Raw genomic sequence first — 15700 nt, 5'->3', positions numbered from 1 at the left:
ACGCCCCTTGCCCCCACCCTTCCCATGGCTATGCCATGGGCCCCTTCCCTCCCCCGCTTCGCAAGGGAGGGAGCGATTACGCCGACACCAGTTCTTCCAGGGAACGCTCGATGATGTCCAGGCCTTCGTCGACCAGGGCATCCGACGCGGTCAGCGGGACCAGGACGCGGATCACGTTGGCGTAGGTGCCGCAGGACAGCAGGATCAGGCCCTTCTCGGCGGCCTTGGCGACCAGCGCCTTGGTCAGGTCGGCGGCCGGCTCCTTGGTCTCGCGGTCGGTCACCAGCTCCATGGCGACCATGGCGCCCAGGTTGCGGACGTCGCCGATCACCGACAGGCTGTTGCGCTGGGCCATGGTGCGGAAGCGGCCGGCGATGCGCTCACCGAGCTTTTCGGCGCGCTCGATCAGCTTCTCTTCCTCGATGACGTTGATGACGGCGAGCGCGGCGGTGGTCGCCAGCGGGCTGCCGGCATAGGTGCCGCCGAGGCCGCCGGGGATCGGCGCGTCCATCAGGGCGGCCTTGCCGGTCACCGCCGACAGCGGGAAGCCGCCGGCCAGGCTCTTCGCCATGGTGACGAGATCCGGCTCGATCCCGGCATGCTCGACGGCGAACATCTTGCCGGTGCGGGCGAAGCCGGTCTGGATCTCGTCGACGATCATGACGATGCCGTGCTTGTCGCAGACCGCGCGGATCGCCTGCAGGAAGGACGGCGAAGCGATGTTGAAGCCGCCCTCGCCCTGCACCGGCTCGATGATGATGGCGGCGACGCGGGCCGGATCGACGTCGGACTTGAACAGATTGTCCAGCGCCTTCAGGCTTTCCGCCTCGCTGATGCCGCGATAGGCGTTGGGGAACGGCACATGGAAGATTTCGGCCGGGAACGGGCCGAAGCCGACCTTGTAGGGCACGACCTTGCCGGTCAGGCCCATGGTCAGCAGCGTGCGGCCGTGGAAGCCGCCGGAGAAGGCGACGACGCCGGGACGGCCCGTGGAAGCGCGGGCGATCTTGACGGCGTTCTCCACCGCCTCGGCACCGGTGGTGAAGAAGGCGGTCTTCTTCGGGGTCGGGCCGGGAACCAGCGCGTTCAGCTTTTCCGCCAGCTCGACGAAGCTGTCGTACGGCGTGACCATCGCGCAGGTGTGGGTGAAGCGCTCCAGCTGGCCCTTCACCGCCTCCATCACCTTCGGGTGGCGATGGCCGGTGTTCAGCACGGCGATGCCGCCGGCGAAGTCGATGAAGCGCTTGCCTTCGATATCCCACATCTCGGCGTTCTCGGCGCGGTCGATGTAGAAGGGCATGCCGGCGGAAATGCCACGGGAGACGGCGGCCTCGCGACGGGCGACGAAGGACTGGTTGGTGGTCATGGTCTTCTTTCCTTTGACGACGGTCAGGCGCCGAGGCCGACGCAGAGATATTTGACTTCCATGAAATCATCGAGGCCGTACTTGGAGCCTTCGCGGCCGATGCCGGACTCCTTGACGCCGCCGAAGGGGGCGACTTCGGTCGAGATGATCCCCTCGTTGATGCCGACGATGCCGTATTCCAGCTTTTCCGCCACGCGCCAGACACGGCCGATGTCGCGGCTGTAGAAGTAGGCGGCAAGACCGAACTCGGTGTCGTTCGCCATGCGGATGGCGTCCTCTTCCGTCTCGAACTTGAACAGTGGGGCGACCGGGCCGAAGATCTCCTCGCGGGCGACGCGCATCTCTGTGGTGATGCCGGTCAGGATCGTCGGCTCGAAGAAGGTGCCGCCCAGCGCGTGGCGCTTGCCGCCGAGCACGACCTTGGCGCCCTTTTCCAGCGCGTCACCCATCAGCTCTTCCACCTTGGCGACGGCGTCGGCGTTGATCAGCGGACCCTGGGTGACGCCGGCCTCCGCACCGTTGCCGACCTTCAGCGCCTTGACGGCCTCGGCCAGCTTGGCGGCGAAGGCGTCGTAGACGCCGGCCTGCACCAGAAGGCGGTTGGCGCAGACGCAGGTCTGGCCGGCGTTGCGGTACTTCGACGCCATGGCGCCCTTGACCGCCTCGTCCAGGTCGGCGTCGTCGAAGACGATGAAGGGCGCGTTGCCGCCCAGCTCCAGCGACACCTTCTTTACCGTGCTGGCGGCCTGCCGCATCAGCAGCTTGCCGACCTCGGTCGAGCCGGTGAAGCTGACCTTGCGGACTATCGGGCTGTGGGTCAGCTCATGGCCGATGGCGGCCGGGTCGCGGCCCATGACGATGTTGAAGACGCCGGCGGGGAAACCGGCACGCTCCGCCAGCTCGGCCAGCGCCAGGGCGGACAGCGGGGTGTCCTCGGCCGGCTTGACCACCACGGTGCAGCCGGCGGCCAGCGCCGGGGCCACCTTGCGGGTGATCATGGCGTTCGGGAAGTTCCACGGCGTGATCGCCGCGACGACGCCGATGGCCTCCTTCAGGACGACGATGCGCTTGTTGGCGGCGAAGCTGGGGATCACGTCGCCATAGGCGCGCTTGCCCTCTTCCGCGAACCACTCGATGAAGGAGGCGCCGTAGACGACCTCGCCGCGCGATTCGGTCAGGGGCTTGCCCTGCTCGGCGGTCATCAGTTGGGCCAGATCCTCCTGCGCCGCCAGGATCAGGTCGTACCAGCGGCGCAGGATGACCGCGCGCTCCTTGGCGGTCTTGGCCTTCCAGGCCGGCAGGGCGGCGTTGGCGGCGTCGATCGCCTCGCGCGTCTCGGCGGCACCCATGTCGGACACTTCGGCGATGACGGCGCCGGTGGCGGGGTTGGTGACCGGGAAGCTCTTCCCGGAATCCGCCGCGCGCCACGCACCATTCACGTAGCCCTTGGTTCGGAGAAGGCCCTGGTCGTTCAACGACAGCATGTTCTATCCGCCCTGGATGAAGGATTGTGGAACCGTTAGGCCGCGCCCGGCGAAATTTCCCTTGTTCATCAAGGGCTTCCTGCGCGGGGGCCTGGATCGTGGAAAGAAGCGTACCATGTTTAATAAATTAAACAACCCCTGTTTAACTGTTCATATTCTGATGACGGGGTTGCGCGGATGAGCTATTGCCTAGACGGGTGTGGAGCAGGAGTCCGATGATGGAATTCGACGTCGGCGCAAGGTTGAAGCAGATCCGCGAGCAGCATGGGCTGTCTCAGCGGGCGCTCGCCCAGCGAGCCGGAGTGACCAACGGTACAATTTCCCTGATCGAGCAGAACCGCAGCAGCCCGTCCGTTTCGTCGCTGCGCAAGGTGCTTCAGGGCATCCCGATGACTCTTGCGGAATTCTTCTCCTCCGACGATTTGCCGCCGCCCGAGCAGATCTTCTTCAAGGGCGACGAATTGATCGAACTGGCCGGCGAGCTGAAAGGCACCGTCGGCCAGGTTTCCTTCCGGCAGGTGGGCGACCTGCGCAGCCGCAACCTGCAGATCCTCCACGAACGCTACGCCCCCGGCGCCGACACCGGCCGCACCATGCTTCAGCATGAATCCGAAGAAGGCGGCATCGTCATCAAGGGCCAGATCGAGCTGACGGTCGGTGACCGCAAACAGCTGCTCGGCCCTGGAGACGCCTATTTCTTCGACAGCCGCGTGCCCCACCGGTTCCGCAACATCGGCGATATCGAGTGCGAGCTGATCAGCGCCTGCACGCCGCCGTATTTGTGAGCGGGGTGAGTTAGCCCCCCACCCCAACCCTCTCCCGCTGGGCGGGGGAGGGGGCAAGTGCTTGTTGGGGAGAGTAGCGGTAGTCCCTCCCCCGCCCAGCTCTCGCACAAAGCTCCGCTTTGTGCTGTCGCGGCAGGCGGACCATAGGTCCGCTGAGAGCGGGGGAGGTTAGGTGGAGGTCTAACTCCCCTACCCCGCATTCCCCTTCAGCCGCTCGTTGCGCCGGCGCAGGTATTCCAGCGTCGACAGCATGCAGACCGAGATCACCGTCAGCACCACCGCAACCGCGGTGATGGTGGGGCTGATGTTCTCGCGGATGCCGCTGAACATCTCTCTAGGCAGGGTGCGCTGCTCCGGCCCGGCGAGGAACAGGACCGTCACCACCTCGTCGAAGCTGGTGGCGAAGGCGAACAGCGCGCCCGACGCCAGACCCGGCAGGATCAGCGGCAGGATCACCTTGCGGAAGGTCAGCAGCGGCGGCGCGCCCAGCGAGGCGGCGGCGCGGGCCAGCGTCATGTCGAAGCTCTGCAAGGTCGCCGACACGGTGATGACGACGAAGGGCGTCGCCAGCGCGGTGTGGACCAGGATCAGGCCCAGATAGTTGCCGGTCAGGCCGAGCGGCGCGAAGAAGAAATAGACGCCGACCGCGGTGATGACGACCGGGACCACCATCGGCGACAGCACGAGCGCAAGCACCAGTGGCTTCCACTTGCTCTTCCACTGCGCCAGCCCCAGCGAGGCCAGCGTGCCCAGCACCATCGACAGCATGGCCGAGGCGACGCCGATGATGACGCTGTTCTTCAGCGCGTTCATCCAGCGCGCGGATCCCAGGAAATCCTCGTACCAGCGCAGCGACAGTCCCGGCAGCGGATAGGTCAGGTAGGTGCTGGAGCTGAAGGACAGGGGCACGATCGCCAGGATCGGCGCCATCAGAAAGAACAGCACCAGCGTGCCGACAACGACCGTCGTGATCCAGGCGATGCGCTGGCTGGCGGTCTGGGGGGAGTGGTTCGCGCTCAATTCTTCAGACCTCCCGTCGTCTGGCGGCCGAGCGCCAGCTTGCCGTAGAGCAGCGCCAGCACCAGCGTGGACAGCAGCAGCACCGCACCCAGCGCCGAGGCGAGGCCCCAGTTGACCGTTTCCGTGGTGTAGAAGGCGATGAAGGACGAGATCATCTGGTCTGCCGCCCCGCCGACCAGCGCCGGCGTGATGTAGTAGCCGATGGCCAGAATGAAGACGAGCAGGCAGCCGGCGCCGATCCCCGGAATGGTCTGCGGCAGGTAGATGCGCAGGAAGGCGGTGGCCGGCGGCGCGCCCAGCGAGGCGGCGGCCCGCATGTAGGCCGGCGAGATGCCGCGCATGACGCTGTAGAGCGGCAGGATCATGAAGGGCAGCAGCACATGGGTCATCGCCATGTAGACGCCGAACCGGTTGTAGATCAGCCGCATCGGCTCTTCGATGATGCCCAGCCATTGCAGGGAGCCGTTGACGATGCCTTCGCTCTGCAGGATCACGATCCAGGCGCAGGTGCGCACCAGAAGCGAGGTCCAGAAGGGCAGAAGCACGAAGATCATCAGCAGGTTCGACCGGCCGGTCGGCAGGTTCGCCAGCATGAAGGCGACCGGGAAGCCCAGGATCAGGCAGAGCGCGGTAACGCCGAAACCGATCTCGAAGGTGCGCAGGAAGACATCGCGGTAGATCGACTGGTCCGCCGGGGCATGGATGACGTCTCCGTCCGGGTTGCGCGTCAGGTCGACCGCCGCCAGCAGGTAATAGCTGGTGACCGGGCCGCTGGCGCTCTTGATCGCCGCCCAGCTCTCGCGCTCGCCCCAGGCCGGGGCGATCTCGATCAGCGTCGCCTTGGCGGTGCCGGGAGCGGGCTGCTCCTTCAGCTTGCGGCCGGTCGACAGCAGTGTGGTGCGGAAGCCGTTGACGACATAGTTCAGCCGCTTGGCGGCGACGGCCAGCGTTCCGGCCTCGCGCGCGGTGCGGATGTCGGCGGCGAGCGCGGCGAAGGCAGCCTCGTCGGGCAGGCCCTGGCCGTTCCACTGCTCCAGCGCGGCCACGGTCTGCGGCATCACCTGCGGCACTTCCCAGTCGTCCACCGACTTCCAGATCATGCCGGCGAGAGGCACGACGAAGGTGAACAGCAGGAAGGCCAGCAGCGGCAGCACCAGACCCAGCGCACGGAACTGCCGGGCCCGCTCGGCCCGTTTCAATCGACGCTTCAACGGCACGTCGGCGCCGGCAACGAAGGCGGCTGTCATCGGCATTGTCCTGTTGAGAAGACGCAGGTGCACAAGGCCCCGTAACCCGGGACCATCCCCTCTCCCCCCCCGCTTACGCGCAAACGAAGTTTGCGCTGCCGCGACAGGCGGACCATAGGTCCGCCGAAAGCGGGGAGAGGGTTAGGGTGAGGGGGTCGCATGGCGTCCGGTCACCGAAGGGCGGGAAATGGTCCGCCGGAAAGCATATTGGGGAAGCCATGTTCGGCCCGATGCGTGCCGTTGTGCATCCCCCTCACCCCGACCCTCTCCCCGGGGGGGAGAGGGGGTTTTCTGGGGTGTCGCTGGGTAAGCTTACTTGGCCGCCCACTTGTTGAAGCGTTCGGTCAGGCGGTCGATGTTCTCCAGCCAGAAGTCGGTGTTGATCTCGATCGCGTTCTTCATGTTGTCGGGCGCGGTCGGCAGGTCGGTCAGGACCGCCTTCGACAGCAACGACGGGGCCTTCTTGTTCGACGTGCCGTAGGCGATGCCTTCGGACAGCTTGGCCTGGTTCTCCGCCTTGCCGACGAAGCTCAGGAACTTGTAGGCGGCTTCCTGGTTGGGGCTGCCCTTCAGGATCACCCAGCTGTCGATGGTGTAGAGCGCACCGTTCCACACCATGCCGAAGTTCTTCTTCTCGTTCTTGTTGGCGGCGTCGATGCGGCCGTTGTAGACCGAGGTCATCGCGACTTCGCCGGACGCCAGCAGCTGCGGCGGCTGGGCGCCGGCCTTCCACCAGACGATGTCGTTCTTGATGGTGTCGAGCTTCTTGAAGGCGCGCTCGATGCCGGCCTCGGTGCCCAGCACCTTGTAGACGTCGGCCGGGGCCACGCCGTCGGCCATCAGCGCGATTTCCAGCGTGGTCTTGGCGCCCTGGCGCAGGCCGCGCTTGCCCGGGAACTTCTTGGTGTCGAAGAAATCGGCCCAGCTCTTCGGCGCGTCCTTCAGCTTGTCCTTGTCGTAGCCCAGCACGAAGTCATAGACGATGGCGCCGACGCCGCAGGCGTTGACGGTGGACGGCAGGTAGGCGTCCTCGCCGCCGATCTTGGAGTAGTTCAGCTTCTCGTACAGGCCTTCGTCGCAGCCGAGCGCCAGTTCCTCGCTCTCGACCTGCACCACGTCCCAGGTGGAGGCGCCGCCCTGGACCTTGGCGCGCAGGACGCCGACGCCGCCGTCCCAGGATTCGTCGTTCATCGCCGTGCCGGTGGCCTTGAACGGCTCGAAATAGACCTTCTTCTGGACTTCCTGATAGGCGCCGCCCCACGACACGACGGTCAGGTCGCGGGCGCTGGCGGCCGATGACAGGGCCGTGAGGGCGGTGAAGGTCGCAGCGAAACCGAGAGCCACCTTAATCTTCGACATGATCCCCGTCCTTATTCGTCGTGGTTGTTGTTGCTGGTAAGGCACCCTGGCACTGAGGAACCACGTCCTCAGACCGGATCGAGCGCCCGGCAGTCCTCCGGGCGGAAAGCGATGTAGACGTCCTGGCCGGGCGCCAGACCGGCATAGGAGCCGGCCGGCAGCTTGACCATGAATTCCGGGTTGGAGGGCGTGGACAGGATCGCCAGCGTGTGGTCGCCGACATAGATCAGGTCGGTCAGCGTGGCCGGCAGGCGGTTGGTGGTCGCATCGCCGCTGTCGCCGGTCTCGATCGCCACGCGCTCCGGACGGATGGACAGCGAGGTGCGGCTGCCGGCACCGCCGATATTGACCGCCTGCGCCACCACGGAGCCGCCGGCATCCAGCGCGACCCGCGCCCAGCCGTGTTCGATATTTTCAACAACCCCGCTCAGAACATTGTTCTCGCCGATGAAGTTGGCGACGAAGCTGTTCACCGGCCGCTCGTACAGTGCATCCGGGCGGTCGATCTGCTGGACGATGCCGTCGTTGAACACCGCGATGCGGTCGGACATCGTCAGCGCCTCCCCCTGGTCATGGGTGACGTAGACGACGGTCAGGCCCATCGTTTCGTGCAGGTGCTTGATCTCCAGCTGCATATGCTCGCGCAGGCGCTTGTCGAGCGCGCCCAGCGGCTCGTCCATCAGCACCAGGGCGGGATTGAACACCAGGGCGCGCGCCAGCGCCACGCGCTGCTGTTGGCCGCCGGACAGCTGGCCGGGGCGGCGCGACGCCAGGTTGCCGAGCTTGATCATGTCGAGCGCGGCGGCCACCCGTTCCTTGATTTCCGCCTTGGAAACGCCGCGCACCGACAGCGGGAAGGCGACGTTTTCCTCGATCGTCAGGTGGGGAAAGAGGGCGTAGTTCTGGAAGACCATGCCGATGTCGCGCTTGTGCGGCGGCACGTTCTTGATCGGCCGGTCGCCGATGAAGATATCGCCATGGGTCGGCACCTCGAACCCGGCCAGCATCATCAGCGTGGTGGTCTTGCCCGACCCCGAAGGCCCGAGAAGCGTCAGGAATTCGCCCTTGCGGATGTCGAGATCGAGGCTTTTCACCACCAGATGCTCGCCATCGTAGGTCTTCTGCACCCCGGTGAAGCGCACCAGGGTATCTGTCGTCGCGATCATCCCGCCGTCCATCCGTCCGCTCCCGTCACAGGCGACCTGGAACCGGGTACGCCACCCCGGCCCGGTCCGTCTTTGTGGCCCTGACGGTAACACGCGTTTAAGAAAATAGACAAGAGGAATGACTATGACTTGATCAATTCAACAGTCTGCCGATTTTTTGTGCAAATGCGAAGGCCTTGCCCACGCGGCGACCGCCAGTGTGCTCCATTCGCATGCGATTGAGAAGACCAATGATCGATATCGCGGACAGACGGAAGCATGAAAATCAGCTCTTGCCGCGAAAAGAGGGGGCGAATCGCCGCAGGCGATCCGCCCCCGGTGTCGGCTCAGCGCTGCTGGGCGGCCTGGGAGTAGACGAAGCTGTCGAAGCCGTTCTCGGCGACGCGGAACCACAGCCGCTCCTGCTCCAGGAAGGGCTTCCAACCGTCATAAACCTTCTTGAAGCGCGGGTTGCCGGCGGCGAGCTTGTCGTAGAATTCGAACGACGCCTTCTCGCAGGCCTGCATCATGTCACGCGGGAAGGGGCGCAGGATGGCGCCGCCGGCGACCAGCCGCTTCAGCGCAGCGGCGTTCAGCGTGTCGTACTTGGCGATCATCCAGGTGTTGGCCTCCCAACAGGCCTGTTCCAGGATGGTCTGGTAGGATTTCGGCAGCGATTCCCAGGCCTGCATGTTGAACATCAGCGGGATTTGGGCCGAGCCCTCCCACCAGCCGGGGTAGTAGTAGTATTTGGCGACCTTGTGGAAGCCGAGCTTCTCGTCGTCGTAGGGGCCGACGAACTCCGCCGCGTCGATGGTGCCGCGTTCCAGCGCCGGATAGATGTCGCCGCCGCCGAGCTGCTGCGGGACCAGGCCGAAGGGCGTCAGGATCTGGCCGACCAGACCGCCGATGCGCATCTTCAGGCCCTTCAGATCCTCCAGGCTCTTGATTTCCTTGCGGAACCAGCCGCCCATCTGGGCACTGGTGTTGCCGGCGGGGATATGGTGGATGTTGTAATCCTTGAACACCTCCCGCATCAGCTCCAACCCGCCGCCATGCATCATCCAGGCGATGTGCTGGCGCGTGTTCAGGCCGAAGGGCATGGCGGTGTCGAAGCAGAAGGTCGGATCCTTGCCGACATAGAAATAGGCCGCCGACTGCCCGCACTCGACCGTGCCGTTCTGCACCGCGTCCAGCACCTGCAGCGCCGGGACGATCTCGCCCGCCGCAAAGGTGCGGATCTGAAACTTGCCGTCGGTGGCGTCGGACACGCGCCTGGCAATGAACTCCGCCGCGCCATAGATGGTGTCGAGGCTCTTGGGATAGCTCGACGCCATGCGCCACTTGATCTCGGGCTGGGAGCCCTGGGCGATGGCCGGGGCCGCAATGGCTCCGGCGGTTCCGGCGGCGGCAAGGCCGACGCCGGCGCTGGAAAGGAACGCACGCCGTTTCATGATGACGAATCTTCCCGACTGTATGGTTCGTTGGGCCGACATGATAGCGCAACCAACCGTTTGGGGAATCCTTCTTCCGCCGGGGCAATACAGAATCTGCGGAAGATCCTTGCGCCAGAAACGAAAAATCCAGCCGCATTGGGCTGGATTTTCGGCGACGCAGCATTATTTGTTGTTTCGATCGCCTTTCAGGCGTTTCCTCCCTAAACTCGGGCCGCGGCTCAATAGCTAGCGGCCTTTCCCTTTTTACGCAATATGCTGAAAGTCAGCTTCGCAAACTTTTTTGGCGGATGCACGACCGGTACGTGCTTAACGCAAAAAGCTGCACGCCCGTACATTGTAAATGCCTGCGGCTGTTTTGATTGACCCTTTGTAAAGGGCTGGAATGATACAGTGTCTGCACTGATCGATCTTTGCCCCACCCCTTGCGATTCCCGAAAGGACGATGCCGCGATGACGCCCCTTGGACAGCCAAGCGGCAAGTCCAAACGCCGCAACCGGGCGCTTGGCCTGCGTGCCACGGTCGCCGTAACCGTGGCGATCCTCGTGCTGGGATCGACGGTGGTGACCGGCCTGATGGTCGGCAGCGGCGCCGCCGACGCCCTGAAGCAGGAGATCGGCGATTCGATGACCGGTCTGGCGCAGTCGCTGGCGCGGCAGCTCGATTCGACCATGTGGGCACGCGCCAACCAGATCGCCGCTCTGTCGCGGATCGAAGCGCTGAAGGACCCGGCGGTGGCGCAATCGACCATCGACGAACTGAAACGCCGCGACCCGACCATCGCCTGGATCGGCATGACCAATGCGGACGGGCGGGTGATGGCGGCCTCCGGCGGGCTGCTGCTGGGCGCCGACATCTCCACCCGCCCGGTCCACCAGGAAGGCATGAAGGGCCTGTTCGTCGGCGACGTGCACGAGGCGGTGGCCCTGCGCGGCAAGGTGCCGTACCTGGAGGGCGAAACGCCGAAGTTCGTCGATGTCTCCGCCCCGCTGCAGAGAGCCGACGGCACCCCGGTGGGCGTGCTGGCCGCCCATTACAGCTGGGAGTGGGCCTACGCCTCGATCCGCCAGCTGACGGAGCCGCTGTCCGACCGCCGGGAACTGACGCTCTACATCCTGTCGGCCGACGGCTCCGTTCTGATCGGTCCGGACCAGGCGGTGGGAAAGCCTCTGCCGGTTCCGGCGCTGACCGCGAAGCTGCGCGACGGCTGGAGCGCCGACCGCTGGCCGGACGGCGTCACCTATGTGACCGGCGTGGCGTATGGTCGTGGACTGCATGACTATGCCGGGCTCGGCTGGACCGTGATCGCCCGGCAGCCGGCCAATCTGGTGTTCGCCGAGACCAACCGGCTTCGGCTGTCCATCATCGGGTCCGGCATCCTGCTGGCCCTGCTGTTCAGCGTGATCGGCTGGTTCGCCGCCGGGCGGATCGCCCGTCCGCTGGGCTCCATCGCCGGCGCCGCCGAACGGATCGGCGATGGCGAGCGCGGCGTCGCCATCCCCGATGTCGGCGGTGCCGCGGAGATCCGCCGGCTGTCCGTCTCGCTGCGGGACATGGTGGACAGCCTGACAAACAAGGACGCCGCATTGATGCGGCTGGAGGACATCGCCTACGAGGACCGGCTGACCGCGCTGCCGAACCGCCGTTATTTCGAACAGTATGTCGAGGCGTCGACCGGCAGCGGCGGCGGATCGGCGACGATGATGTACATCGACCTGGACGGCTTCAAGCCGGTGAACGACCGGTTGGGCCACGACGCCGGCGACGCCGTCCTGCGGCAGGTCGGCGGCCGTCTCGCCAGCATCTTCCGCGACGACGACGTGATTGCCCGGCTGGGCGGCGACGAATTCGCCGCCGTCCTGCCGCGCCGCGCCGGCCGCCCCGCCCCCGACACCGAGGAACTGGCGTCCCGCATCATCGCCGCGGTGAACGAGCCGGTGTCGATCAATGGCGAGAAGGTTCGTGTCGGCTGCTCCATCGGCATCGCCTCCTGGCCGGAGGATGACGGCGACATGGCGACGGTGATGCGCCATGCCGACGCCGCGCTCTACAAGGCCAAGCGCGACGGGCGCAACCGCGCGGTGCGCTGGACCAGGGTCGAGGTGGGGGCGGAGGGGTAGGATGCTTGGGGAGTTGGACCCCCACCTAACCTCCCCCGCTGGGCGGGGGGAATTGCCGCTGCTTTTCCGTATAAGCACTTACCCCCTCCCCCGCCCAGCTCTCGCACAAAGCTCTGCTTTGTGCTGACGCGGCAGGCGGACCGTAGGTCCGCTGAGAGCGGGGGAGGGTTGGGGTGGGGGTCTAGCGCCCCTCCAACCCCCGGACCATTCCGTTCATGAATCCCAGCTTTTCGATCACCGCCGCCGACAGGATGAAGGGGTAGAGATCCGGCTGGCCCATGCTGCGGTTCAGGCTGTTCACCGCATAGGTCAGGGGCAGCCAGGGTTCGATCAGGTCCTCGATGTGCCGGGCCTTGTGGGGGTTGAAGTCGATCTCCGATTCCAGTTCCGCCCCTTCGGTGATGCGCGGGCGGATCTTCAGGCCGAAGGCGCGGGCGGTTTCCAGCGTGTCGACGATGTGGAGATAATGCGCCCAGGTCTCGGCGAAATCCTCCCACGGGTGGGCGGTGGCGTAGGAGCTGACGAAGTTCGCCTGCCAGTCGGCCGGCGCGCCGCTGGCGTAGTGGCGTTTCAGCGCCTCGCCGTAATCCTCCCGCTCGTCGCCGAACAATGCGCGGAATCGTTCCAGCAGGGCCGGGTCGTCGCGCACCAGACGGTCCCAGACATAATGGCCGATCTCGTGCCGGAAATGGCCGAGCAGCGTGCGGTAGGGCTCGCCCATGTCGGTGCGGCGCCTTTCGCGTTCGGCGTCGTCGGCCTCGGCGACGTTGATGGTGATCAGGCCGTTGGCGTGGCCGGTCAGCACCGGCGTCACCGTGCCGTCGGGCCCGACGGTGTCGGACAGGAAGTCGAAGGCCAGCCCTTCCTCCGGATTTTCGATCCGGGTCTGCAGCGGCAGCTTCAGGTTGGTCAAGGTGTAGAACAGATGGTGCTTGGCCAGTTCCAGCTTGCGCCAGAGCGTCAGGTTGGCGGTGTCGGACAGGTCGGGGATGGTGCGGTTGTGCCGGCAGGCGGCGCAATGGGTGTCGGATGAGTCGGCCGGCAGCATCCAGTTGCAGGCATCCAGTTCGGCGTTCGCACAGAACTTGTAGAGCGGTTCGCTGGTGGCGAGCGCGCTCCACACCCCGTCATGGTCGGTCGGGTCGATGGCCGACAGGGTGCCCACATCCGGCAGATAGCCCAGCCGGTAGCCGCAGCGCTCGCACAGCGTGTTCTCGAAGTAGAGCGGCTGGTGGCAGTTCTGGCATTCGAAGAGTTTCATGGCGGGGGATCCGGAGGCCGGGGGTTCCCCTCTCCCCAGAGAGAGAGGGGGATTGAGTGTCGGTTCAGGTGGGCTTCTTCGCTTCGGGCTTGGCCTCGGCAGCCGTTTCCACCTTTTCCGGTTCCTTCACCGTCTCCTCCGCCTCGACCGGTTCCTTCGTCTCGGCCGGCTCCGCCGGCTTCTCCTCCTCCACGCTTTCCTCGCCGAAGGATAGGGTCGGGCTTTCGGCGACGTTGCGCAGGGCGTGGGCGGCGCGGCGGAGCGCGAATGAGGTCTTGCCTTCCGGCTCAAGCGCCAGAAGCAGCAGCGAGCGGCCGGTCACCATATAGGTGTCGCCGGTGTCGACGCGCGGCGCCTCGTCCGGATCCGGCAGGTTGGTGTCGACCAGACAGCGCCAGACGTTGCCGCCTGTCACCTCGGGCAGGGTGAACCCGACCACATCGTGATGAGCGTTGATGACCAGAAGCAGCGTGGCGTCCATCGCCGGCCGCTTGATGCCCGTGGCCTGGGCGCGACCGTCCAGCAGCATGCCCATGCAGCGGGCATTGCCATCGTGCCAATGGCTCTCGTCCATCTCGTCAGCGCTGGGGGTCAGCCATGTCACGTCCTTGATGTCGAACTCGGCATTGTACTCGCCCGACAGGAAGCGCCCGCGCCGCAGCATCGGGAAGGACTGGCGCACCGCGATGACCCGGCGCACGAACTCGATCAGCGCCTGCCCGTCCTCGTCGATGCCGTCCCAGTTCAGCCACGCCGTCTCGTTGTCCTGGCAATAGGCGTTGTTGTTGCCGTGCTGGGTGTTGCCGAACTCGTCACCGGCCAGCAGCATCGGCGAGCCCTGGGACAGCAGCAGCGTCGCCAACATGTTTCGCTTCTGCCGTTCGCGGAGTTCTTTGATCTCGGGGTCGTCGGTCGGCCCCTCCACCCCATGGTTCCAGGACAGATTGTGGGAGTGGCCGTCGTTGTTGTCCTCGCCGTTCGCCTCGTTGTGCTTGTCGTTGTAGGAAACGAGGTCGTTCAGCGTGTAGCCGTCATGGGCGGTGATGAAGTTCACGCTGGCCCAGGGCTTGCGGCCGCGCTTGTCGAACAGGTCGGCGGAGCCGCAGAGCCGCGGCGCCACCTCCGGCAGCTTGCCCTCGTCGCCCTTCCAGAAGGCGCGGACGGTGTCGCGGTAGCGGTCGTTCCACTCCGCCCAGCCCGGCGGGAAATTGCCGACCTGATAGCCGCCGGGGCCGCAGTCCCACGGCTCGGCGATCAGCTTGACGCTGTTCAGGATCGGGTCCTGCAGGCAGCTGTCGAGGAAGCCGCCGCCCTCGTCGAAGCCGTAGGGCTCGCGGCCGAGGATGGTGGCGAGATCGAAGCGGAAGCCGTCGACATGCATCTCCGTCGCCCAGTAGCGGAGCGAATCGGTGACCATCTGCAGGACGCGCGGGTGGCTGAGGTTGACGGTGTTCCCGGTCCCCGTCTCGTTGATGTAGTAGCGCTTCTGGTCCGGGATCAGGCGGTAGTAGGAGGCGTTGTCGATGCCCTTGAAGGACAGGGTCGGCCCGCGCTCGTTGCCCTCGGCGGTGTGGTTGTAGACGACGTCGAGGATCACCTCCAGCCCGGCATTGTGGAGATGGGCGACCATCTCCTTGAATTCCTTGATGGAGTTGCCCGATGCGGAATAGCGCGGCTCCGGCGCGAAGAAGCCGATGGAGTTGTAGCCCCAGTAGTTCGCTAGCCCCTTGTCCACCAGATGCTGGTCCTGGACGAAGGCATGGACCGGCAGCAGTTCCACCGAGGTGACGCCGAGCGACTTGATGTAGTCGACCACCTCCTTCACAGCCATGCCGCCATAGGTGCCGCGCAGGCTGTCGGGCACCGCCGGGTGCAGCTTGGTGAAGCCCTTCACATGGGTTTCGTAGAAGATGGTGCGGTCCCAGGCGGTGCCGGGCTTGTGGTCGCGGCCCCAGGTGAAGGCGGGGTCGATCACCTTGCATTTCGGCATGAAGGGCGCGCTGTCGCGCTCGTCATAGGTCAGGTCGTCGCCCGATTCCATCACATAGCCGAAATGGGCCGGATTCCAGCGGATCTCGCCGACCAACTCCTTGGCGTAGGGGTCGAGCAGAAGCTTGTTGGGGTTGAAACGGTGCCCCTGCTCCGGCTCGTACGGGCCATACACGCGGTAGCCGTAGAGCAGGCCGGGGCGGGCGTCGGGCAGGTAGCCGTGCCAGATCTCGTTGGTGAATTCGGGAAGCTCGATGCGTTCGAGTTCCTCCTCGCCGTTTTCATCGAACAGACACAGTTCCACCTTGGTGGCGTGGGCGGAAAACAAGGCGAAGTTGACGCCCAGGCCGTCCCACGTCGCACCCAGCGGAAAGGGCAATCCTTCACCGAGCCGCGTTGCCTGTTTCAGGATGTTTGCCATGATCGCCCACTTCTCCGCCTGGATCGAAAGTCGTGCCCTCGCTCCTGG

At 65.6% G+C, this 15700-nt stretch carries 11 protein-coding genes; 2 read left to right on the top strand and 9 right to left on the bottom strand.

Features of this window, described 5'->3' with window-relative positions:
- Nucleotides 1–76 precede the first annotated feature (76 nt).
- Both gabT and J2Y49_RS22310 read right to left on the bottom strand, forming a co-directional pair.
- The gene (gabT, locus tag J2Y49_RS22315) at nucleotides 77–1366 is read right to left on the bottom strand and encodes a 4-aminobutyrate--2-oxoglutarate transaminase (RefSeq protein WP_310117150.1); all 1290 of its coding nucleotides are present in this window, start codon (nucleotides 1364–1366) and stop codon (nucleotides 77–79) included.
- Nucleotides 1367–1389: 23 nt separating this feature from the next.
- The gene (locus J2Y49_RS22310; protein ID WP_310117149.1) at nucleotides 1390–2850 is read right to left on the bottom strand and encodes an NAD-dependent succinate-semialdehyde dehydrogenase; all 1461 of its coding nucleotides are present in this window, start codon (nucleotides 2848–2850) and stop codon (nucleotides 1390–1392) included.
- 218 nt (nucleotides 2851–3068) lie between these two features.
- Here J2Y49_RS22310 and J2Y49_RS22305 point away from each other — a divergent pair, with 218 nt between their 5' ends.
- A complete protein-coding gene (locus J2Y49_RS22305) occupies nucleotides 3069–3635 on the top strand; it encodes a cupin domain-containing protein (RefSeq protein WP_310117323.1) in 567 nt (188 codons plus the stop codon).
- Between the two features lie 189 nt (nucleotides 3636–3824).
- On the opposite strand, the gene J2Y49_RS22300 is transcribed toward J2Y49_RS22305, so the two are convergent.
- From J2Y49_RS22300 to J2Y49_RS22280, 5 genes are all read right to left on the bottom strand, one after another.
- Nucleotides 3825–4655, bottom strand: a complete 831-nt coding sequence (locus tag J2Y49_RS22300) for an ABC transporter permease (RefSeq protein ID WP_310117148.1) — start codon at nucleotides 4653–4655, stop codon at nucleotides 3825–3827.
- Nucleotides 4652–5902, bottom strand: coding sequence for an ABC transporter permease (locus tag J2Y49_RS22295; RefSeq protein ID WP_310117147.1), 1251 nt, complete (start codon nucleotides 5900–5902; stop codon nucleotides 4652–4654). Before J2Y49_RS22295 ends, J2Y49_RS22300 begins: the two co-directional genes overlap by 4 nt.
- A 312-nt stretch (nucleotides 5903–6214) precedes the next feature.
- Nucleotides 6215–7261: an ABC transporter substrate-binding protein gene (locus J2Y49_RS22290; RefSeq protein WP_310117146.1), complete on the bottom strand. Its 1047-nt coding sequence runs from the start codon at nucleotides 7259–7261 to the stop codon at nucleotides 6215–6217.
- Between the two features lie 68 nt (nucleotides 7262–7329).
- Nucleotides 7330–8439 carry an ABC transporter ATP-binding protein gene (locus J2Y49_RS22285; protein ID WP_310117145.1) on the bottom strand — a complete coding sequence of 370 codons (1110 nt, stop codon included), beginning with the start codon at nucleotides 8437–8439 and terminating at the stop codon, nucleotides 7330–7332.
- A 314-nt stretch (nucleotides 8440–8753) separates the two neighbouring features.
- Nucleotides 8754–9860 carry a TRAP transporter substrate-binding protein gene (locus J2Y49_RS22280; RefSeq protein WP_310117144.1) on the bottom strand — a complete coding sequence of 369 codons (1107 nt, stop codon included), beginning with the start codon at nucleotides 9858–9860 and terminating at the stop codon, nucleotides 8754–8756.
- Nucleotides 9861–10313: 453 nt separating this feature from the next.
- Here J2Y49_RS22280 and J2Y49_RS22275 point away from each other — a divergent pair, with 453 nt between their 5' ends.
- The gene (locus J2Y49_RS22275; protein ID WP_310117143.1) at nucleotides 10314–11981 is read left to right on the top strand and encodes a GGDEF domain-containing protein; all 1668 of its coding nucleotides are present in this window, start codon (nucleotides 10314–10316) and stop codon (nucleotides 11979–11981) included.
- A gap of 181 nt (nucleotides 11982–12162) precedes the next feature.
- Here J2Y49_RS22275 and J2Y49_RS22270 read toward each other — a convergent pair whose 3' ends face one another.
- Together J2Y49_RS22270 and glgX are read right to left on the bottom strand one after the other, a co-directional pair.
- Nucleotides 12163–13242 carry a putative zinc-binding peptidase gene (locus tag J2Y49_RS22270; RefSeq protein WP_310117142.1) on the bottom strand — a complete coding sequence of 360 codons (1080 nt, stop codon included), beginning with the start codon at nucleotides 13240–13242 and terminating at the stop codon, nucleotides 12163–12165.
- A gap of 64 nt (nucleotides 13243–13306) precedes the next feature.
- On the bottom strand, nucleotides 13307–15652 hold the full coding sequence (glgX, locus tag J2Y49_RS22265; protein WP_310117141.1) for a glycogen debranching protein GlgX: 2346 nt from the start codon (nucleotides 15650–15652) through the stop codon (nucleotides 13307–13309).
- Nucleotides 15653–15700: the final 48 nt, after the last annotated feature.

The organism is Azospirillum sp. BE72 (genome assembly GCF_031455875.1).
Lineage (GTDB): Bacteria > Pseudomonadota > Alphaproteobacteria > Azospirillales > Azospirillaceae > Azospirillum.
This window is presented reverse-complemented; position numbering and strand designations above follow the sequence as displayed.